The 19,138-nt window shown below is 63.3% G+C and carries 17 protein-coding genes; 9 read left to right on the top strand and 8 right to left on the bottom strand.

Features of this window, described 5'->3' with window-relative positions; translation table 11 throughout:
- Nucleotides 1-49: 49 nt before the first annotated feature.
- From RPF88_RS03840 to RPF88_RS03830, 3 genes are all read right to left on the bottom strand, one after another.
- Nucleotides 50-805: an N-acetylmuramoyl-L-alanine amidase gene (locus RPF88_RS03840; protein WP_337121727.1), complete on the bottom strand. Its 756-nt coding sequence runs from the start codon at nucleotides 803-805 to the stop codon at nucleotides 50-52.
- Nucleotides 802-1,521: a J domain-containing protein gene (locus RPF88_RS03835; protein WP_063172494.1), complete on the bottom strand. Its 720-nt coding sequence runs from the start codon at nucleotides 1,519-1,521 to the stop codon at nucleotides 802-804. The genes RPF88_RS03840 and RPF88_RS03835 overlap by 4 nt, the downstream gene beginning before the upstream one ends.
- 174 nt (nucleotides 1,522-1,695) lie before the next feature.
- Nucleotides 1,696-1,956 (bottom strand): hypothetical protein, encoded by a 261-nt coding sequence (locus RPF88_RS03830; protein WP_013530943.1) that lies wholly within the window; start codon nucleotides 1,954-1,956, stop codon nucleotides 1,696-1,698.
- A 194-nt stretch (nucleotides 1,957-2,150) separates the two neighbouring features.
- On the opposite strand from RPF88_RS03830, the gene RPF88_RS03825 reads away from it, so the two are divergent.
- The 3 genes from RPF88_RS03825 to RPF88_RS03815 all read left to right on the top strand — a co-directional run bounded on the left by RPF88_RS03825 (nucleotide 2,151) and on the right by RPF88_RS03815 (nucleotide 7,820).
- A complete protein-coding gene (locus RPF88_RS03825; RefSeq protein WP_337121726.1) occupies nucleotides 2,151-5,798 on the top strand; it encodes a hydantoinase B/oxoprolinase family protein in 3,648 nt (1,215 codons plus the stop codon).
- A gap of 94 nt (nucleotides 5,799-5,892) precedes the next feature.
- Nucleotides 5,893-7,140, top strand: coding sequence for a DUF3419 family protein (locus RPF88_RS03820; protein ID WP_337121725.1), 1,248 nt, complete (start codon nucleotides 5,893-5,895; stop codon nucleotides 7,138-7,140).
- On the top strand, nucleotides 7,137-7,820 hold the full coding sequence (locus RPF88_RS03815) for a class I SAM-dependent methyltransferase (RefSeq protein WP_027160644.1): 684 nt from the start codon (nucleotides 7,137-7,139) through the stop codon (nucleotides 7,818-7,820). Before RPF88_RS03820 ends, RPF88_RS03815 begins: the two co-directional genes overlap by 4 nt.
- 52 nt (nucleotides 7,821-7,872) lie before the next feature.
- On the opposite strand, the gene RPF88_RS03810 is transcribed toward RPF88_RS03815, so the two are convergent.
- On the bottom strand, nucleotides 7,873-9,252 hold the full coding sequence (locus RPF88_RS03810) for a serine hydrolase domain-containing protein (protein ID WP_337121724.1): 1,380 nt from the start codon (nucleotides 9,250-9,252) through the stop codon (nucleotides 7,873-7,875).
- Nucleotides 9,253-9,481: 229 nt separating this feature from the next.
- Here RPF88_RS03810 and RPF88_RS03805 point away from each other — a divergent pair, with 229 nt between their 5' ends.
- Both RPF88_RS03805 and RPF88_RS03800 read left to right on the top strand, forming a co-directional pair.
- Nucleotides 9,482-10,282, top strand: coding sequence for a glycoside hydrolase family 25 protein (locus RPF88_RS03805; protein ID WP_013530938.1), 801 nt, complete (start codon nucleotides 9,482-9,484; stop codon nucleotides 10,280-10,282).
- Between the two features lie 200 nt (nucleotides 10,283-10,482).
- On the top strand, nucleotides 10,483-11,664 hold the full coding sequence (locus RPF88_RS03800) for a lytic murein transglycosylase (RefSeq protein ID WP_337121723.1): 1,182 nt from the start codon (nucleotides 10,483-10,485) through the stop codon (nucleotides 11,662-11,664).
- 92 nt (nucleotides 11,665-11,756) lie between these two features.
- On the opposite strand, the gene RPF88_RS03795 is transcribed toward RPF88_RS03800, so the two are convergent.
- The gene (locus tag RPF88_RS03795; RefSeq protein WP_013530936.1) at nucleotides 11,757-12,977 is read right to left on the bottom strand and encodes an alanine racemase; all 1,221 of its coding nucleotides are present in this window, start codon (nucleotides 12,975-12,977) and stop codon (nucleotides 11,757-11,759) included.
- A 206-nt stretch (nucleotides 12,978-13,183) separates the two neighbouring features.
- Here RPF88_RS03795 and RPF88_RS03790 point away from each other — a divergent pair, with 206 nt between their 5' ends.
- Nucleotides 13,184-14,101 (top strand): DMT family transporter, encoded by a 918-nt coding sequence (locus RPF88_RS03790; protein WP_127367776.1) that lies wholly within the window; start codon nucleotides 13,184-13,186, stop codon nucleotides 14,099-14,101.
- A gap of 439 nt (nucleotides 14,102-14,540) precedes the next feature.
- Here the strand turns inward: RPF88_RS03790 and metF are convergent, their stop codons facing one another.
- Both metF and RPF88_RS03780 read right to left on the bottom strand, forming a co-directional pair.
- Nucleotides 14,541-15,458 carry a methylenetetrahydrofolate reductase [NAD(P)H] gene (gene metF, locus RPF88_RS03785; protein ID WP_024501484.1) on the bottom strand — a complete coding sequence of 306 codons (918 nt, stop codon included), beginning with the start codon at nucleotides 15,456-15,458 and terminating at the stop codon, nucleotides 14,541-14,543.
- Nucleotides 15,455-16,477, bottom strand: a complete 1,023-nt coding sequence (locus RPF88_RS03780; RefSeq protein ID WP_013530933.1) for an ArsR/SmtB family transcription factor — start codon at nucleotides 16,475-16,477, stop codon at nucleotides 15,455-15,457. Before RPF88_RS03780 ends, metF begins: the two co-directional genes overlap by 4 nt.
- Before the next feature lie 122 nt (nucleotides 16,478-16,599).
- On the opposite strand from RPF88_RS03780, the gene tsaA reads away from it, so the two are divergent.
- On the top strand, nucleotides 16,600-17,139 hold the full coding sequence (gene tsaA, locus RPF88_RS03775; protein WP_063168491.1) for a tRNA (N6-threonylcarbamoyladenosine(37)-N6)-methyltransferase TrmO: 540 nt from the start codon (nucleotides 16,600-16,602) through the stop codon (nucleotides 17,137-17,139).
- Nucleotides 17,136-17,450, top strand: a complete 315-nt coding sequence (locus tag RPF88_RS03770) for a DUF2293 domain-containing protein (protein ID WP_013530931.1) — start codon at nucleotides 17,136-17,138, stop codon at nucleotides 17,448-17,450. The genes tsaA and RPF88_RS03770 overlap by 4 nt, the downstream gene beginning before the upstream one ends.
- Nucleotides 17,451-17,456: 6 nt before the next feature.
- Here the strand turns inward: RPF88_RS03770 and RPF88_RS03765 are convergent, their stop codons facing one another.
- Complete coding sequence (locus RPF88_RS03765; protein WP_337121722.1) at nucleotides 17,457-17,960, bottom strand: hypothetical protein; 504 nt, start codon at nucleotides 17,958-17,960, stop codon at nucleotides 17,457-17,459.
- Between the two features lie 158 nt (nucleotides 17,961-18,118).
- Here RPF88_RS03765 and RPF88_RS03760 point away from each other — a divergent pair, with 158 nt between their 5' ends.
- Nucleotides 18,119-19,084, top strand: coding sequence for a D-amino acid aminotransferase (locus tag RPF88_RS03760; protein WP_337121721.1), 966 nt, complete (start codon nucleotides 18,119-18,121; stop codon nucleotides 19,082-19,084).
- Nucleotides 19,085-19,138 lie beyond the last annotated feature (54 nt).

Raw genomic sequence — 19,138 nt, 5'->3', positions numbered from 1 at the left:
CTGTAACTTAAGGATTGGAAAGAATTGCTTGGGAGAGGTCTCCCGGGGATTAGCGCTTCACGGAAGCAAGCAGCCTTTGCAGCGTCCGCAGCGTCGAGCCGTCGGCAACGCCGTCCACCTTGCGCGGCCGGAAATGCCGTTGGAAGGCTTCGACCACCGCCTCCGTCTGCCGGTCGAAAACGCCGGATATTTCAACGCCATAGCCGTAGAGCGCCAGCATCGACTGCAACGCTTCGATATCGCCGCCGGTGTCGCCGGTTGTCAGAGTAGCGCCTCGCCTGACGGGGGCGGCCGTAACGAGATGGCCTACACCGGCCTCGAATAGCGTCCGCCACGGAAACTTCTCGCCGGGATCGATTTTGCGCCCCGGCGCAACATCGGAATGCGCCAGTACCCGCTCGGCGGCGATCGAATGCCGACCGGCGATCCCCCGGCACAGCCCGATCACGGCATCGATCTGCCGCCGGGGAAAACCGGGATAGCCCAGCGAATGCCCCGGATTGACGATCTCGATGCCGACGGAACAGGAATTGATGTCGGCGCATCCGAACCACGAACTCTTGCCGGCGTGCCAGGCGCGGTCGCTTTCCCTGACCATCTGCACGATATGGCCATTCTCGTGGACCAGATAATGCGACGAGACCTCGCTGGCCGGATCGCAAAGCCAGGCCTCGGCCCCGGCGCCGGTCGCCATGCCTGTGTAGTGCAGCACGATCATGTCGGGCCTGGGTGTCTCGCGCCGCGGGCCGAAATTCGGCGATACCCTGACTTCGGCACGTGGCTCGTCGGGCAGAAAGCCGCTCATGCGTGGCGCAGGCCCCGCTCGATCATCTCGTAGGCGGCATTGATCGCCGCCACCCTGGTGGTCGCGATCTTGATGAATTCCTGAGGCAGGCCGCGCGCGATCAGCCGATCCGGATGATTGTCGGAAACCAGCTTGCGATAGCGTTTCCTGACCTCTTCGAATGGCTTGCCGCGCTCGATGCCCAGCACGACATAGGGATCCCCGGCGCCGAGATTGACGTGCCGGGCCATGATGGCTTCGTAATGCGCTTCGTCGATGCGGAAAATCTCGGCGATGCGGTGCAGGAAATGGCCTTCGCGCTCGTGCACCAGCCCGTCGGCCTTGGCAATGTGGAACAGACCGTCGAGTATGTCTTCAAGCATCACGCAGTTGGAATGCCCCGAACCGCACATCTGGGCCATCCGCTCGGCATAGGTTTCGAAACCGGCCACGTCGCGCTGGGCGAGATCGAACAGCCGCGCCACATTGCGCGTCTCCTTCGGCGGCACTTCGAATATCTCCTGGAAGGCGCGCACCTCGTCCTGGGTGACGATGCCATCGGCCTTGGCCATCTTGGCCGACAGCGCGATCATCGCCACCGAAAAGGCGACACGCCGGCGTAAATCCGCATCGCCGGAGAAAACCGTGCGCACAGCCTCGACAACGTCGGCGACACCCGACGAGGTTGAGGATGAAACGCGGGTGATGAACTCGCCGAGGCGATCCCAAATCGACATGGCCTGCTTCTTAGAGCCACCGCTCCCTCCTATCAAGCCGGGACAGTGCCGCAGGCTTTGCGCGACAAATCGATCCGGCGCGCGAGAGGGATTGGCCCACGGCGCCCGGACGACATGAGAAAGGCCGGCGCGAGCCGGCCTTCCTCATTCATCACAAGAAGTACTGCTTGCTCACTACTGCGCGGGCGCAGGAGCTGGTGTTGCCGGAGCCGGCTCGGCGGGCTTCTCGGGTGTGATGCTCTTCGTGGTCGAATTATCCGTTGCCGGAGGCGTCGCGGCCGGCGGCGTGGCTTCCGGGGTGGCCGGCTTCATCGGTTCCTCGGCGGCCGGCGGGTTGGTGCTCTGGGTGGTGGTGTTGTCCGTACCGCTGTCACTGCAGGCGGCGACGCCAAGCAAGGCCAAACCGGAAACGGACGCGAGAATGAGCTTTTTCATTTGTCTCTCCTTCAACACACGCTCACGTTGCCGTGAGCGGTCGAAGGACAAATGCGTCAGCCGGCCATGAGTTTCGTAACGTTGCGTTTCCGCATGTAACATCGTCTGGTTCATTTGCGATTGCCGCTCAGGCCGTAGCGAACTAACAGCATGTGCCGAAACACCGATCGAACAGAAGAGCGCCAGGGGCTGTCATGACCGAAAAATGGGATTTCTGGATCGACCGCGGCGGCACATTCACCGATATCATCGGCCGAGATCCGGAAGACGGGCTGCACCCGCGCAAGCTTCTCTCCGAAAATCCCGAAGCCTATAACGATGCCGCCATCCAGGGCATTCGCGACCTTCTTGGCTTGTCGGCCGGCGACACGATCCCGAGCGGCCTGATCGGCGACATCAAGATGGGCACCACGGTCGCCACAAATGCGCTGCTGGAGCGCAAGGGCGACCGCGTGCTTTTGCTCATCACCAAGGGCTTCCGCGATGCGCTGAAGATCGCCTACCAGGCGCGCCCGGACATCTTCGCCAAGGAGATCATCCTTCCCGAACAGCTCTACGAGCGCGTCATCGAAATCAACGAGCGTGTGCGCGCCGATGGCTGCGTTGAACAATTGCTCGATATCGCCGCCTGCCGGCCGGCGATCGAACAGGCCAGGGCCGATGGCATCGATGCGGTCGCCATCGTCTTCATGCACGCCTGGAAATACCCCGACCACGAGAAGGCCGTGGCGAAAGTCTGCCGCAAACTCGGTTTCAGCCAGGTCTCGGTCAGCCATGAGGTCTCGCCGCTGATCAAGCTGGTCGGCCGCGGCGACACCGCGGTGGTCGACGCCTATTTGTCGCCGATCCTGTCGCGCTATGTGCAAAGGGTGGCGGGAGAGTTGGGTGCGGCGCCAAGCTCCCCTCTTGTGGGGGAGAGCGATCGATTCCCCCGCCTGATGTTCATGATGTCGTCGGGCGGTCTCACCGCCGCCGACATGTTCCAGGGCAAGGATGCACTGCTGTCAGGACCAGCCGGCGGCGTCGTCGGCATGGTCGAGACGGCCAGGCTCGCCGGCTTCGACAAGGTCATCGGTTTCGACATGGGCGGCACCTCGACCGACGTCGCTCACTATGACGGCGAATATGAGCGCGCCTTCGACACCGAGGTCGCCGGCGTGCGCATCCGCGCGCCGATGATGCGCATCCATACCGTCGCCGCCGGCGGCGGCTCGATCCTGCACTACGAGGCCGGCCGCTTCCGGGCCGGGCCGGATTCCGCAGGCGCCAATCCCGGCCCGGCAGCCTACCGGCGCGGCGGCCCGCTCGCCGTCACCGACGCCAATGTGATGCTGGGCAAGCTGCAGCCCGATTTCTTCCCGGCCATTTTAGGACCCGGCCAGGACCAGACGCTCGACGTCGAGACGGTACGGGCAAAATTCGCCGCACTCGCCGCCGAAATCGGCGACGGCCGGTCGCCCGAGACTGTCGCCGAGGGCTTCGTCACTATCGCCGTCGAAAACATGGCCAATGCCATCAAGAAGATCTCCGTGCAGCGCGGCTACGACGTCACCGAATATCTCTTGAACTGTTTTGGCGGCGCCGGCGGCCAGCACGCTTGCCTGGTCGCCGATGCGCTCGGCATGGAAGCGGTGCTGATCCATCCCTTCTCAGGTCTTCTGTCGGCCTATGGCATCGGCCTGTCCTCGGTCTTTGCCTCGCGCCAGCAGGCGCTGCTGAAGCCGCTTGCCGAAGAGTCCAGAACGGAGATCGGCAACCTCATTGCCATCTTGAGAAAAGCCGTTGTCGCAGAACTCGCGGCGCAAGGCATCGGCGAGGATACGGTCGCCACGAAGCCGGTGCTGCACATTCGCTACGATGGCACCGACACGACACTGCCGGTGAATTTCGAGGCGGATTCGATTTTCCAGGCCAGGCGCGATTTTGAAATCGCCCACAAGGCGCAGTTCGGTTTCGTCTATGACGACAAGCCGATGATCGTCGAGACCGTCGGCGTCGAAGGCACCGACACCGGCGGCACTGGGCGCGACGAAACTGAATCGCGAACCGAAGACCTTGCCGTAAGCCCTTCACAGACCCGCGAAATCTTCACCGAGGGAGAGTGGCGCACTTCACCCATCTTCCGCCGCGAGGCGCTGAAGCCGGGAAACAGGGTTGCGGGACCTGCCTTGATTATCGAGCCGAACCAGACAATCGTCATCGAGCCGGGCTGGCTGGCCGAAATCACCGCCAGGAACCATGTGCTCCTGCGCCGCGTCGAGAAAAAGCGCCGGCAGGCAGCGCTCGGCACCGAGGCCGATCCGGTCATGCTGGAGGTCTTCAACAACCTCTTCATGTCGATCGCCGAGCAGATGGGCGTCACGCTGCAGAACACCGCCTATTCCGTCAACATCAAGGAACGGCTGGATTTTTCCTGCGCCGTCTTCGACCGGACCGGCGCGCTGGTCGCCAATGCGCCGCACATGCCGGTACATCTCGGCTCGATGGACCGCTCGGTCGAAACCATCATCCGGCTGAATTCCGGCGACATCCACCCCGGCGACGTCTTTGCCCTCAACGCACCCTACAATGGCGGCACGCATCTGCCGGACATCACTGTCGTGACGCCGGTCTTCGATGATGCCAAGGAAAGAATCCTGTTCTGGGCCGCCTCGCGCGGCCATCATGCCGATATCGGTGGCACGGCACCCGGCTCGATGACGCCGCTCGCCACCACGGTCGACGAGGAAGGCGTGCTGTTCGACAATTTCCGCATCGTCGACCGTGGCCGCTTCCGCGAGAAGGAGCTGGAAACGCTGCTCACCGATCACCGCTACCCGGCCCGCAATCCGCACCAGAACATCGCCGACCTCAAGGCGCAGATCGCCGCCAACGAGAAGGGCGTAGCCGAACTGCGCAAGATGGTCACCCATTTCGGCCTCGATGTCGTCGAGGCCTATATGGGCCATGTCCAGGACAATGCCGCCGAAAGCGTGCGCCGCGTGCTGGAGCGGCTGCCGGATAGTTCTGAGTACGAATACCCGACCGACACCGGCCAGATCATCAAGGTGAAGATCACGGTCGACCGGCAAAAGCGCGAGGCGACGGTAGACTTCACCGGCACCTCGCCGGTGATGAAGAACAATTTCAACGCGCCCGAGCCGGTGGCCCGCGCCGCCGTGCTCTACGCCTTCCGCGTCATGGTCGAGGATATGATCCCGATGAATGCCGGGTGCCTGCGGCCCATCAACATCATCATTCCCGATGGCTGCATGCTGAAACCCGCCTACCCCGCCGCCGTGGTCGCCGGCAATGTCGAGACCTCGCAGCATGTCACCAACGCGCTGTTCGGCGCCATGGGCGCCATGGCCAACGCCCAAGGCACGATGAACAACCTGACCTTCGGCAACAAGACGTATCAATATTACGAGACGATCTGCTCCGGCTCGCCGGCCGGCCAGATGAACTCGGGCCGCGGCTTTGCCGGCACCTCCGGCGTCCACACCCACATGACCAATTCGCGCCTCACCGATCCCGAAGTGCTGGAGCTGCGCTTTCCCGTTCTGCTCGAGGATTTCCACATCCGGAAAGATTCCGGCGGCAAGGGCAGATGGAGCGCCGGCGACGGCACCAAACGCACCATCCGCTTCCTCGAAAAGATGGAATGCGCGATCCTGTCCTCGCACCGCAACCGGCCGCCGCAAGGGCTGGACGGAGGCGGCGACGGCGAGGTCGGCTCGACCAAGATCCGCCGCAAGGACGGCACGATCGACCTGCTGAAAGCCTGCGACCAGACCGTGCTGCAGGCAGGAGACGCCGTCATCCTGACGACGCCGACGCCGGGGGGATTTGGCCGGCGATGACCTCGCCCCCGGGCTGCTAGCCGGCTGCTGTCATCCATCTGTCATCGCCGAGCGCTACCCGCTTGCGGCAAAGCAAATGGGGAATCACTTTGCCATGACGGACGTTTCCGCAGATCTGGTTTTTCGCCGCGGCAAGGAAGTTGGAAAGGCCGTCTATCAGAACCGCCCGCTGTCGAAGGCCGGCATTTCGGAGCGGCTGTTCGCCTTCCTGTTCTCCGGCCTCGTCTATCCGCAGATCTGGGAAGACCCCGATGTCGACATGGAGGCGATGCAGCTTGGCCAGGGCCACCGTGTCGTCACCATCGCCTCCGGCGGCTGCAACATCCTGGCCTACCTCACGCGCTCGCCGGCCCGGGTCGACGCCGTCGACCTCAACACCGCGCACATCGCGCTGAACCGCATGAAGCTGGAGGCGGTGCGCCATTTGCCATCGCAGGGCGACCTGTTCCGCTTCTTCGGCGCCGCCGACACCAGCCACAATTCGAGAGCGTATGACCGTTTCATCGCGCCGCATCTCGATCCTGTCAGCCGTCACTACTGGGAGCGCCGCAACTGGCGCGGCCGCCGTAGGATCACTGTGTTCGACCGCAATTTCTACCAGACCGGCCTGCTCGGCCTGTTCATCGCCATGGGCCATCGCACGGGAAAATTCTTCGGCGTCGACCCAGCCGGCATCATGCAGGCCAGGAACATCGGCGAGCAGCGCCGCTTCTTCAACGAGGAGTTGGCGCCGGTCTTCGACAACAAGCTTTTGAGATGGGCGACGTCGCGCAAGGCTTCGCTGTTCGGCCTCGGCATTCCACCGGCGCAGTACGATTCGCTGATCACTTCTGGCGACGGCACCATGGCCAGCGTGCTGAAAGCCCGGCTGGAAAAACTCGCTTGCGATTTTCCGCTGGAGAATAACTACTTCGCCTGGCAGGCCTTTGCCCGCCGCTATCCGAACCCCGGCGAGGCCGCCCTGCCCGCCTATCTCGAAAAGCAGAATTACGAGACCATCCGCGGCAATGTCGACCGCGTCGCCATCCACCATGCCAATCTGATCGAGTTTCTCGCCGGCAAGGATGCAGGCGCGGTCGACCGCTTCGTCCTGCTCGACGCACAGGACTGGATGACCGACGACCAGCTCAACGCGCTGTGGGCGGAAATCACCCGCACGGCTTCGGCCGGCGCCCGCGTCATCTTCCGCACCGCCGCCGAGCCCAGCCTGCTGCCGGGTCGCGTCTCCAGCTCGCTGCTCGACCAATGGGACTATCAGGACCAGGCTTCGCGCGAATTTTCGGCCCGCGACCGCTCGGCCATCTATGGCGGCTTCCACCTCTACGTGAAGCGCGCGGCATGAGCACCAGCGAGCTGCCGGCCAGCCCCGAATTCAAGGCCAGCCATGCCGAACTGATGGACGGCGTCTACCGCTGGCAGCGCCACATCTACGACCTGACCCGCAAATACTACCTGCTCGGCCGCGACCCAATGATCTCGGGGCTCGACGTGCCTGTCGGTGGCACCGTGCTGGAACTCGGCTGCGGCACCGGCCGCAACGTCATCCTCGCCGCCCGTCACTATCCCGACGCGCGCTTTTTCGGCCTCGATATTTCGGCCGAAATGCTGGAGACGGCCGGAAAGGCGATCGACCGCGAGGGCCTGTCCGGTCGCGTCATATTGGCTAGGGGCGATGCCACCGATTTCGATGCCCGTGCACTCTTCGATGTCGAACGCTTCGACCGTGTCTTCGTGTCGTATTCGCTGTCGATGATCCCCGGCTGGGAAAAAACAGTATCGGCGGCACTTGCCGCCCTGTCGCCGAACGGTTCGCTGCACATCGTCGATTTCGGCCAGCAGGAAGGCCTGCCGCGCTGGTTTCGCACACTGCTGCGCGGCTGGCTGAAAAAATTCCACGTCGCGCCGCGTGAATCGCTGCGCGAGGTGCTGGAATCGGAATCTCGGCGAACCGGCGCAAGCTTCCGTTTCCGCACGCTTTATCGCGGCTATGCCTGGCTGGCGGTTATCGGGCCGCGCGGCTAGCCAAGGTGAAACCGCCATTTGCAGGCCGACCTCACCTGAATGTCAATGCACCTTAATGGAGTGCCTTCACCAACGCCCCCACCATCGTCTGCGGCCGATAGCCAAGCTTGGCAGGCGTCAGCCCCAGCCGCACCACCACCAACTGCTCCGGGGGAATGATGGCAACCGTCTGCCCGTCATGGCCTTCCATCCAGTACGTGTCCTTGGGCAGGCCTGCCGCGACGCCGGCGCCGGGGTTTTCCTCATCGCCCGGGGCCTCGATCCACAATTGGCCCTTGCCGTAGACCTTCGAGGCGGATGCCGGCTCTCGCATCCAGTCGACGAAACCGGCCGGCAGGATCTGGTTGCCGTTCCACACCCCGCCTTGCAGCAGGAACTGGCTGAAGCGCGCCCAGTCATGCGCGGTCGCGTAAAGATAGGACGAGCCGACGAAGGTGCCCTGCTCGTCCGTTTCAAGCACCGCGCTGTGCATGCCGAGCGGCTCGAATAGCGCCGTGCGCGGCCACGTCAGCGCCCTGGCCTTGTCGCCGACCGCGTCCTGCCAGAGGCGCGACAGCATCACCGCCGTGCCGCTCGAATAGGAAAACTGTTTGCCGACCTCTGCAGCCAGCGGCTTGGATTCGGCAAAGCCCGCCATGTCAGGTTCGAGATAGAGCATGCGCGTGACGTCGGCGACGTCGCCATAATCCTCGTTGAACTCCAGCCCGCTCGACATCGCCATCATGTCGGCAAGGCTGATCGCGGCGCGGCCGTCCGCCTTCCACGGCGCGAACAGGTTTTTGTTGTCGAAAGCCATCTTGCCGTCCTTGACCAACGTACCGACGATGGCGGCATTCACCGTTTTGGTCATCGACCAGCCGAGCAGCGGCGTCCTGGCGGAAAAGCCATCGCCGTAGCGCTCGGCGACGACACGGCCATTCTTGACCACCACCACCGCGCGCATGCCGGTGCCGATCAGCGCCGCATCGTCCAGCAGCTTGGCAACAACCGGATCCTGTGATGCCTCGACCCGTTCGCCTTCCGGCCACAGGTCGCCCATGGTGACTGCGGACGGCTCCGCTTGGATCGCGGTCCGCCGCACCTTTCCTACGTCGCCGTCCGGAACCGAAGCGCAGCCAAGCCCGTCGCGGGCTACGGCGACGCTCTTGCCGAGGAAACCGAACAGGCCGGCAGACACCGTTCCCCTGTTCTTGTCCACCGAAACCCGCATTAACCGCAGCAGGGGATGCCCGGGTGCCTGCACGTCGACGGCCAGCACCTCATTGGGATCGCGGCCGGCGATAAAAACGTTCGAACAGACGATCTTGGCCGAGTAGCCCGAGCCGACCCTGATCAACTCCGGTGGCGCGATATAAAGCCAGGCAAAAAGTGCTGCGACCGCCAGGACGATCAGGCCAAGCAGCCATTTGACGATCTTGACCACGATCCGCATTTATTTCCTCCGGGCCCTGCGCGACCCTTATGTCATCGATTTGCCGCCATTGCTTCCGCAAATCACAATGCTTGTCGAGCGCCATCAACGGATTATCAACCATGATCGGCGATCACAGGATATGCTGAGCGATGCTGTGGGGCGATCGTTCGGAGGGGGCCCGATCACAAAGCAGGCCATCAGTGTAGAGACCCATCAGCGACCGGCTGAATCCGGCTCGGGAATTGCGATGCGCCGTCTTGCGGGCCTGATCATGCTAGCGCTGCTTGGTGCTTGCTCGACCGTCGACGATCTCTCGCCGCTGTCGCCATCCGCTTCGAGCAGCCCGACGGTTGCCGTGCGCGCGCCGCGCTTTGCCGACTCCAAGCCGCATGAATGGGAGAGCGGCGCGCCGTGGAACTATGCCGTCCACGGCACCGATGTTTCCAAATACCAGACCTCGGTCGACTGGCCGGCTGCCAGGGCCAGCGGCATCTCCTTCGCCTTCATCAAGGCGACCGAGGGCGGCGACCGTTTCGACGAGTATTTCAGCGAGCATTGGGCGCGCACGAAGGCCAACGGGATTCCGCGAGCCGCCTATCATTTCTATTATTTCTGCACCCCGGCTGCCGTTCAGGCGCGCTGGTTCATCCGCAACGTCCCCGTCGATCGCTCGGCGATGCCGCCGGTCCTCGACATGGAATGGAACCCGCAATCGCCGACCTGCAGGCTGCGTCCCGACGCCGCCACGGTGCGCGCGGAGATGACCACCTTCCTCGAAATCGTCGAACGCCATTACGGCAAGAAGCCGATCATCTACACTTCCGTCGACTTCTTCGACGACAACGGGCTGTCGGGGTTCCGCGGCTATCCCTACTGGCTGCGTTCCGTCGCCGGCCATCCGCGTGAGAAATACGGCAGCCACCCCTTCACCTTCTGGCAGTACACCGGAACCGGCATCGTTCCCGGCATGACCGGCAAGTCCGACATCAACGTCTTCAACGGCAGCGAAGCCGCCTGGAACAAATGGCTGCGGCAGAACACCCGTTGACGTCAGGTTCAACGGCAGCACCGCCCTGGATCAAATCACTCCAGCAGAGAAGCTGCCGCAGAACACCGTTGACACCGGGCCTGCCGCCTGCTTTTCGACACAGCCAGCGGTAAAGAGTGCAACCGCCGGTAATTCAGGGCGTTGGGCTTCCCGGGGGGGAGCGCAACAAATGACCCCCTGTTCGTTTCGAAAGGAAGCTGATGCGACTGCGTTCCAAAGTCCTCGCGGCTGCGCTGACCCTGTGCGCCACGGCCTTGCCGGCGATGGCGCAGGAATGCGGCGGCGACTTCGAATCCTGGAAGCAGGGCGTCGCCGCGGAAGCCAAGGCGGCCGGCGTAGGTACAGTGGGTCTCGACGCCCTTGAAGCGGCAACCTTAGATGACAAGGTGTTGGCGCGCGACCGCGCCCAGGGCGTCTTCACCCAAACCTTTGTCGAGTTTTCCAACCGGATGATCTCGGCCTATCGCCTGAAGCAAGGTGCGGCGAACATAAAGAAATACGCGGATGTCTTCGCCCGAGCCGACCAGCAGTTCGGCGTCCAGGCGCCGATCATCGCCGCCTTCTGGGCACTGGAGACCGATTTCGGCGCCGTGCAGGGCGACTTCCACACGCTGAGCGCCCTGGTGACGCTTTCCCATGATTGCCGCCGGCCGCAGCTCTTCCGGCAACAGCTAGTGCCGCTTCTGGAACTGATCGATCGCGGCGTGCTGCCGGTCGATGTCAGGGGCGCCTGGGCCGGCGAGATCGGCCAGACGCAGATCCTGCCCTCCGACTATCTGGCACGCGGCGTCGACGGCGACGGCGACGGCAAGATCGACCTGCGCGGCAGCGTGCCTGATGTGATCATGACCACTGCCAACAAGGTGCTGTCGCGCGGCTGGAAACGCGACCAGCCCTGGATCCAGGAAGTCCGCGTGCCCGAAGACATGCCGTGGGATCAGACCGGTCGCACCAACAAGCTGCCGCTGTCGCAGTGGGCGCAATGGGGCGTCACCTACCCCAGCGGCGCGCCGCTGGTCGATAACGGCCTGAAAGCAGGCCTCGCGCTGCCGATGGGCCGCAAGGGGCCAGCCTTCCTCACCTACGACAATTTCGACGTTTATCTCGAATGGAACCAGTCCTTCACCTATGCGCTGACGGCAGCCAACCTTGCCGCACGGCTGGCAGGCGCGCCGCCGCTGGACCCGCGCAATCCCGAGACCGGTCTCAACAATGAGCAGATGAAGGCGTTGCAGACCAAGCTGGAAGCCAAGGGCTACGATGTCGGCACCGTCGACGGCATTTTGGGTACCAACACCCGCGAGGCGATCCGCAAGGAGCAGACGCGGCTAGGTTTGCCGGTGGATGGCTGGCCGACGCCGGAGCTTCTGGGAAAATTATAGGGCAGTAGGGCAAATTAGCCCGAAGCCGTGACTGCCGCCACCCCTATTCCCCTATTCCCCTATTCCCCTATTCCCCTACTGCCTTATTCCCCTCAATCCGCCATCGTCTCCAAACTGGCAAACCCCTGTGGCGCGTCGCCCTCGTCGAACGGCGTCGTCACCTCGACGAAGGTGTCGGGATAGAAGCCGTTGAAGCGGGTCCTAAGCGACAGCGAGTAGGCGCCGATATGGCCGATCTCGATCCAGTCGCCGGTATCGACCGTTTCCGGCAGCCAGAACGGCCGCGACAGGATGTCGACGGAATCGCAGGTCGCGCCGCAGACCTTGAACGGCACGATGTTCTTCTCCTCGCCATTGCGCGAGCGGATCGCCGGGTCGGGAATGAAGCGCGCCGGCAGCGTGATCTTGCCGGTCCATGAATCCGACAGCGATGCCCAGATGCCGTCATTGATGTAGAGCCGCTTGCCCTTGCGCAGCAACACCCGCACGATCAACGACAGGCAGCGCGCCACGATCACCCGGCCGGGCTCAGCCACCAGCGGCATCTGGTCGAACTGATACTCCTTCAGATCGCCCGACAGCCGCGACATGATCTGGCCAAGCGACGGCATCTCGATCTGCTTGCGGTTAGGATCGTGGCCGTATTCGGCGGGGAAACCGCCGCCGACATCGAGCCCGGCAATATCGAAGGTCAGCCGGTTGCGCACCCAGTCGGCGGAAGCCAGCGCCCGCTCATAGGTGTCGGGATCCTCGATCTGGCTGCCGACATGGAAGCACAGGCCGACCTTGTAGCCGGTACGGTTCAGCCGCTCCGCGAGCTCGACGGCATAGGCCGGCCCGGCGCCGAACTTCTTCGACAGTTCGTAGGCGGCATGCCCCTTGGTCTGCACCCGCACGAACACGCTGATCGAGCCCGGATCGATATCGAGAGCCCGCACCACGCGCGTCAGCTTGGTGATCTCGTCCTCATGATCGAGCGAAATGACGCGGATGGCGTATTTCTCCAGCGCCAGCTTGATGTCCGACTGCGCCTTGACCGGGTGCATGTAGAGCATCTCGGCATCGGGGGAAACGGCACGCACGGCGGCGAACTCGCCCGGCGAAGCGACGTCGAAAGCCTTGACGCCGGCTTCGACCAGCGTCTTCAGCACGATCTGCTCGCCATTGGTTTTGACCGCATAGGCGGTCTTGCCGGGGAACATGCCCATGAACTGCCTGGCATCCGCCATCAGCACTTGCGGGCGGAAGCAATAGACCGGATCGTCCGGACGAAGCGCCAGTGCCGCCTCGCGGGCATTCTCGAATCGCTGCATGGACGAATCCTCACTTCGGCTGCGCACAATTAATCCAAGCTAGCGGCTAATGAAAACAATTCTGTGTCTCGTGCGGCTGACGCTGGGGCGCTGGGTCTTGGCAGGAACGTTTGCCACCGATCAGGTTTCGGGTGGCCCTTGTGGCAGAACCCGATAGGCTTCTGCCTGACTGACTGGCATTCAGGCCGTCTGGGAGGGCGACTCACATGGCAATAGCCGCGACATCAGCACCGCGCGGGCCGATGGTGCTCAAGGACTGGGGGCAGCTCCTGCTGCTCGGCGCGATCTGGGGCGGCTCGTTCTTTTTTGCCCGCATCGCGGTGGCGGAACTTCATCCGCTGGTGCTGGTGCTGTTTCGCGTCGCCATCGCGGCGATCGCGCTGCAGATCTATCTCGGTCTGCGTGGCCCGTCCTTCCGCCTCGCCCTTCCCCATGCCGGCCTGTTCTTCCTGCTGGCGCTCACCAACAACGTCGTGCCCTTTTCGCTGATCTTCGCCGGCCAGACGGAGCTTGGCGCCGGCGTCGCCTCGGTGCTCAACGCCACGACGCCGTTCTGGACGCTGATCCTCGCCAATGCGCTGACATCGGACGAAAAGCTCTCCTGGAACAAGCTCGCCGGCATTGCGCTCGGCATCGCCGGTACGGCCGTCATGATCGGCCCCGGCCTGCTTGCCGGGCTCGGCGGCCCCGTCTGGGCCAAATTCGCGCTGATCGGCGCTTCGCTGTCCTATGGCATTGCGCTGATGGTCGCCCGCCGCTTCAAGGGCGTGCCCTCGCCGGTCGTCGCCACCGGGCAGTTGACCGCTTCGACCATCATCATGATCCCGATCGTGCTCTTCACCTACGGCCCATCCGGCCTGTTCTCGGCCTCGCCGCCGGTCTGGGCGGCGGTGCTGGCGTTGGCACTTCTGTCCACAGCCGTCGCCTACATCCTCTATTTCAACCTCGTCGCCTCGGCGGGCGCTACCAACGCCTCGCTGGTCACGCTTGTCGTGCCGGCCAGCGCCATGCTGCTCGGCTTCCTGTTCCTAGGCGAGCGGCTGGAGCTGTTCGAAATCGGCGGGGTGGTGCTGATCGCGCTCGGCCTCATCACCATCGACGGGCGCGTCCTTGGAAGACGTTAGCGCGTCCTTTGAACCCCCACATCGCCGCGAAAGTCGAATTCGCCTTTCGCGGCGGTAGCGCTGCCATGACACGGCAGCGACACGAGCCGGCCACATTTTATTCACAGGTCTGAAGTCGGTATTTGCCTAGGAGTTTCAAAGCCTAACGGCAAAAGACATGTCGCGGATTTCACAATCACGTCGCAATGCAGCACATTTTCCGCTTGCCTGTGGCACAAATGAACCTAGACTCCATGACATAGCTCTTTAAGAGGAGGCTATGTCATGGGACTTACGAGGCCTATCAACGCATTGATGATCTGTGCTGCGTTCGCCTTTATCGGAGCCCTCATTATGGGCTTCCTTCCCTGACCGCCAAAGCGGGGAAGACCAGCACCCAAATAGTCCAACCAATTCAAAAGGCCGGGTTTTTCCCGGCCTTTTGTTGTTGAGCCCGACCTCATGCCGCGGCTGATCCGGCGGCCGCCGCCTCGTGCGAGCGAATACCGATCATATGGCAGATGGCAAAGACCAGATCGGCGCGGTTCATGGTGTAGAAGTGGAAATCGCCGACACCGCGCTCGACCAAGTCCATGACCTGTTCGGCTGCCACCGCCGATGCCACCAGCGCATGCGTCTGCGGGTCCTTGTCGAGGCCTTCGAAACGCTCCGCCAGCCAGCCGGGCACATGCGCGCCCGCCCTCGCGGAAAAGTTCGCGACCTGCTTGAAACTGTGAACCGGCTGGATGCCCGGCACGATCGGGATGTAGATGCCGGCGCGGCGGACGCGCTCGACATAGCGCTCGTAGAGATCGTTGTCGAAGAAGAACTGGGTGATCGCCCGCGTCGCGCCATTGTCGACCTTGCGCTTCAGCATCTCGATGTCGGTGGCGAAATCGGGGCTTTGCGGATGCTTTTCCGGGTAAGCCGCGACGGAGATGTCGAAATCCGCGATCGTCTTGAGCCCGGCGACCAGTTCCGCGCCATTCTCGTAGCCACCGGGATGCGGCCGGTAGGGCTCGCCGACTCCGGAGGCCGGGTCGCCGCGCAGCGCCACGAACCGGTTGATGCCGATCGATTTGTAATCCCGGATGACCGCATCGACCTCGTCGCGCGTTGCCCCGACGCAGGTCAGATGCGCCGCTGCAGGAATACCGGTTTCCGTCAAGATGCGCTTTACAGTGCGCGCGGTGCGCTCCCGTGTCGAGCCGCCGGCGCCGTAAGTCACCGAGACGAATTTCGGCTTCAGCGGCTCCAGCCTTGTGACCGTCTCCCACAGCCTCGCTTCCATCTCGTCCGTCTTCGGCGGGAAGAATTCGAAGGAAACCCTGACCTTGTCGCCGATGTCGGGGCGGCGGGAAAAGCGGAACTGGTTCATGCGATTTCCCCCATCGAGTTCGCTTTGGCCTGCCTTGTGTCGTTGGAAGGATCGGCAATCAGCAGGCGCCGATCGCGGCCGAGCCAGAGTTTCACGGTGAGCCTCGCCTCATTGCCACCGCGCGGCTCGAACTCCTGGGCATCTTCGAGATCGAGGCCGGCTTCCGAAAACCAGTCGGCGATCTGCCGGTCGGAAAAGCCGAGCCGCATATGCGCATGCTCCTCGCGCAGGAATTCCAGCGCATGCGGCGCGAAATCGACGATGACCAGGCGTCCTGCCGGACGCAAAAGCCGAGCCGCCTCGTGGATGGCGCGGGCGGGATCGTCGAGATAGTGCAGCACCTGATGGATGGTGACGAGATCGAAGGCATCGCGCTCGACCGGCGGCGCGAAGATGTCGCCCTGCCGAACCTGCGCGTTCGAAACGCCGGCCTTGTCGAGATTGGCGCGCGCCACGGTCAGCATCTCGCGCGACATGTCGATGCCGACACCGCGCCGATAGAGCGGCGAGAAGATTTCGAGCAGCCGCCCGGTGCCGGTGCCGAGATCGAGCATCGACTGGAACGGCCGCTTGCCGACCAGTTTCAGCATTGCGGCTTCGACGGCGCGGTCCGGCACATGAAGCGAGCGGATATGGTCCCAGCTTGCCGCATTCACGGAAAAATACTCGACCGCCCGGTCCTGCCGCTTGCGCTTGACCGAGGCCAGGCGCTCAAGATCGCGCTCGACCTGCGGATCGGCGCCGCGAATGCCGGAAACCAGGCCCATGACGAAGTCACGCGCGGAATCCGCATCCGACAGGCGGAAGAAGGCCCAGGACCCTTCCTGGTAGCGGCCGATCAGCCCTGCCTCCAGAAGCAGCTTCAGGTGCCGCGAAACGCGCGGCTGCGACTGGCCGAGAATTTCGGTAAGATCGGAAACGGTGAGGTCACCGCGCGACAGAAGTGCCAGTATGCGCAATCGGCTGGATTCGGCCGCCGCCTTCAACGTATCCACCATAGTGTCGAGCGAGACATGCATCAGCGTATTCTCTTTGAAAAGATATAAACATATGTTTATGTCAGTTTTCGAAACCTTGCAAGCGCTATGTCGCTTCCGGACAAGAAAATGCCGCTTGTGTGGCGTTTTAAGAGACATGGGCCATGACTGGACCGCGTGAGATGTTCGAGGCGCGCGAAGGCGAGCAGAGGCTGGAAAATGATCCCGCCCTGATGCCGCCGGATGACGGCATCGTCTTCATCGGCCGCATCGCCTCGCCGTGGACGACGCGCGAAACCTGCCCGAAGAACATGCGCGCCGCGCGCGAGACCGGACAGAAGGCAGTGCTGACCATCGACGCGCCCTACCGAAATGGCTTACGGGGGCTGGAGCGCGCCAGCCACGTCATCATCCTGTCCTGGCTGCATCACGCGCCGCGGGACCTGATTGTGCAGAAACCACGCCATGCGGCCGAAGCAAAAGGCGTATTTTCGCTGCGCTCCCCTGCCCGCCCCAACCCAATCGGGCTGCATGTGGCCAGGCTCGTCGGGCTCGACCAAAACACCGGCCGCATCGATCTCGACGCCATCGACGTGCTCGACGGCACTCCGGTCATCGACATCAAACCTTATTTCGCCTCGACCGACGCCATTGCCGAGGCGACCATCGAAGGGCGCGACGAGCCCAACGGGGTTCGGCGATGACGGCGCCCACCGGTCGCCGCCGCGCCATCGCCAAGGCGCTGACAGCACTTCTGCCGCTGGCACCCTATGCCGACATGGAGAAGATCCGCGGCGACGCCGGCGCGGTCCACATGAAGACCTTGCCACCAGGCATCGCCGTATGGCTGGCGACGATTGCCCATATCCGCCACATGCACACAGATTACGAGAAACTGCTGAGCGAAGGTTACGACCGCGACTCGGCGCGTTTCTTCGTCATCGAGCAGACCAACGTCGTGCTCACTCGCTGGCGCGCGACGCGCCTGCTCGACGCGGATGACGAGGAGGAATGACCACGGCTACTTCCGCTTAAGCACTGCGACCGCATTATAGGGCTGACCATCGGCCTGGCCGATCCAGGTCCAGGACAGATTTCCCTTGAAAAACCTGACGGTGATGTTGCCGCCGTCGACGCATTTGTCCTGACCGTAGGTGATGCTCTCGTGGTATTCCGCCGAAATGCCGTCACTGGACGTCTGTGACAGCGATCCGCCGCAACCGAGTGACGGATAGTCGATCGACGCGCTGCCATCGTTGATGGTCATGGCGATCGGCCAGTCGGCCCCGGCGTCACCCGCCGGGCTTTGATGGCCGCTGCCGACCCAGGTGCCGCTCAGCGACGGCACGTTCACCGCACAAGGCAGGTTCTGGAAGATCGGTGTCAATTCGCTGCCGGTTTTCTCGCAGCGATAGGTCTGCCCGCCCTGGCACAATTCCTCGCCTTCGCGCGCGCACTGGGCGCTGGCTTCGCCCGTGGCGGCGAACATCGTCATGGCTGCTATGACGGCCCCAAGCCTGCCCATCTTCCCCCTCCCGTTCAGAGCGCGCAATCTAAGGCAATTCCGATCCAATGTATCGGCGAGATCGTCATCGAGGCCGAACAGCACCGGGCGGGTGGCTCTATGCCTTCTGCCCAGCGCCGATAGCCTACTGATCTCGCCTTGCGTGACAGGAGACCCCAATGAGCCACACGGCGACGACACAGGACGAGAAGCAACTGCCCGTGGTTGGCGACCACCATGTCGACCCGCATTTCCACCCCGACGGCATCGCCTTTCTCGACGGCCAATACCTGCCGATGTCGCAGGCCAAGATCTCGGTGCTGGACTGGGGTTTTCTGCATTCCGACGCCACCTACGACACCGTGCATGTCTGGAACGGCCGCTTCTTCCGCCTCGATCTGCATCTCGACCGCTTCCTCGGCGGGCTGGAAAAGCTGCGCATGACCATTCCCTTCGACCGCGACGGCGTGACCGAAATCCTGCACAATTGCGTGGCGCTGTCCGGTCATCGCGCCGCCTATGTCGAAATGCTGTGCACGCGCGGCGCCTCTCCGACCTTCAGCCGCGACCCGCGCCAGGCGGTCAACCGCTTCATGGCCTTCGCCGTGCCGTTCGGCTCGGTCGCCAACGCCGAGCAGCTGCAGCGCGGCCTGCGCGTCGCCATCAGCGACAAGATGCGTATTCCGCCGGCCTCGATCGACCCGGCGATCAAGAATTACCACTGGCTCGATCTGGTGCGCGGCCTCTACGATGCCTATGACCGCGGTGCAGAGACCGCGTTGCTCCTCGACTTCAACGGCAATGTCGCCGAAGGCCCGGGCTTCAACGTCTTCTGCGTCAAGGACGGCAAACTGTCGACGCCGGCCACCGGCGTGCTGCCCGGCGTCACCCGCCGCACCGTCTTCGATCTCTGTGCAGAAGAAGGCCTTGCCGCCACGGCGACCGATGTCAGCGTCACCGCATTGCGCGAGGCCGACGAGGTGTTCATCACCTCCACTGCGGGCGGCATCATGCCGGTGACGGAGATCGACGGCGCGGCGATCGCCAATGGCAAGGTCGGACCGATCACCAGCCGGCTGATGGCGCGCTACTGGCAAAAGCACGATGACCCGGCCTGGTCGTCTCAGGTGAATTATCCCCGATAATTCAGGCGTCAAAAGATTCCCGTCGCCTCTGGAAAATCAGAGGATCGACCGTAT

It is taken from the genome of Mesorhizobium sp. ISC11 (assembly GCF_037162595.1).
Taxonomy (GTDB): Bacteria; Pseudomonadota; Alphaproteobacteria; order Rhizobiales; family Rhizobiaceae; genus Mesorhizobium; species Mesorhizobium ciceri.
Note: the sequence above shows the minus strand (reverse complement) of the source record. Positions and strands in the feature narration are given on the sequence as shown.

What these genes read in the sequence shown, in the direction of transcription:
- RPF88_RS03840 (WP_337121727.1), bottom strand. Translation starts at nt 805, where the DNA reads ATGAGCGGCTTTCTGCCCGACGAGCCACGTGCCGAAGTCAGGGTATCG.
- RPF88_RS03835 (WP_063172494.1), bottom strand. Translation starts at nt 1,521, where the DNA reads ATGTCGATTTGGGATCGCCTCGGCGAGTTCATCACCCGCGTTTCATCC.
- RPF88_RS03830 (WP_013530943.1), bottom strand. Translation starts at nt 1,956, where the DNA reads ATGAAAAAGCTCATTCTCGCGTCCGTTTCCGGTTTGGCCTTGCTTGGC.
- RPF88_RS03825 (WP_337121726.1), top strand. Translation starts at nt 2,151, where the DNA reads ATGACCGAAAAATGGGATTTCTGGATCGACCGCGGCGGCACATTCACC.
- RPF88_RS03820 (WP_337121725.1), top strand. Translation starts at nt 5,893, where the DNA reads ATGACGGACGTTTCCGCAGATCTGGTTTTTCGCCGCGGCAAGGAAGTT.
- RPF88_RS03815 (WP_027160644.1), top strand. Translation starts at nt 7,137, where the DNA reads ATGAGCACCAGCGAGCTGCCGGCCAGCCCCGAATTCAAGGCCAGCCAT.
- RPF88_RS03810 (WP_337121724.1), bottom strand. Translation starts at nt 9,252, where the DNA reads ATGCGGATCGTGGTCAAGATCGTCAAATGGCTGCTTGGCCTGATCGTC.
- RPF88_RS03805 (WP_013530938.1), top strand. Translation starts at nt 9,482, where the DNA reads ATGCGCCGTCTTGCGGGCCTGATCATGCTAGCGCTGCTTGGTGCTTGC.
- RPF88_RS03800 (WP_337121723.1), top strand. Translation starts at nt 10,483, where the DNA reads ATGCGACTGCGTTCCAAAGTCCTCGCGGCTGCGCTGACCCTGTGCGCC.
- RPF88_RS03795 (WP_013530936.1), bottom strand. Translation starts at nt 12,977, where the DNA reads ATGCAGCGATTCGAGAATGCCCGCGAGGCGGCACTGGCGCTTCGTCCG.
- RPF88_RS03790 (WP_127367776.1), top strand. Translation starts at nt 13,184, where the DNA reads ATGGCAATAGCCGCGACATCAGCACCGCGCGGGCCGATGGTGCTCAAG.
- metF (WP_024501484.1), bottom strand. Translation starts at nt 15,458, where the DNA reads ATGAACCAGTTCCGCTTTTCCCGCCGCCCCGACATCGGCGACAAGGTC.
- RPF88_RS03780 (WP_013530933.1), bottom strand. Translation starts at nt 16,477, where the DNA reads ATGCATGTCTCGCTCGACACTATGGTGGATACGTTGAAGGCGGCGGCC.
- tsaA (WP_063168491.1), top strand. Translation starts at nt 16,600, where the DNA reads ATGACTGGACCGCGTGAGATGTTCGAGGCGCGCGAAGGCGAGCAGAGG.
- RPF88_RS03770 (WP_013530931.1), top strand. Translation starts at nt 17,136, where the DNA reads ATGACGGCGCCCACCGGTCGCCGCCGCGCCATCGCCAAGGCGCTGACA.
- RPF88_RS03765 (WP_337121722.1), bottom strand. Translation starts at nt 17,960, where the DNA reads ATGGGCAGGCTTGGGGCCGTCATAGCAGCCATGACGATGTTCGCCGCC.
- RPF88_RS03760 (WP_337121721.1), top strand. Translation starts at nt 18,119, where the DNA reads ATGAGCCACACGGCGACGACACAGGACGAGAAGCAACTGCCCGTGGTT.